Raw genomic sequence first — 303 nt, 5'->3', positions numbered from 1 at the left:
AGCATCAGCAGCCGGTACGGGCGCTGGAACACGCGCAGAAAACGGCGATGGTGGCAGAGTTGGCGCCGTGGATGGAATACCAGGCCGAGGCATTGATGGCCAGTCTGGATATTGCCGGTCGGATTGATTGGTGTGAGCTGGCAGGGGAGCAGGTGCTGAATCGGTCGCCACGGCTGATGCAGTTGGCCTGTTGGGCCTGGCTGGTCAGTCACCGCCAGCGCCGGGCCGACGCGATGCTGCGCCAGCTGATCCACCGGCAGTTGCTGAATGAGGCCGACCTGGCGGCGTTGCAAGGGTATCAGG

1 protein-coding gene is annotated in these 303 nt (G+C 64.0%); it reads left to right on the top strand.

The features are described from left to right. Nucleotides 1-303, top strand: a 303-nt coding sequence (locus Q4563_RS18635; protein WP_303605570.1) for a hypothetical protein, incomplete at both ends; no start/stop codon positions are given.

Source organism: Gilvimarinus sp. 1_MG-2023, assembly GCF_030548285.1.
The sequence above is the reverse complement of the archived record's forward strand: the minus strand, read 5'-3'. Positions and strand labels throughout refer to the sequence as shown.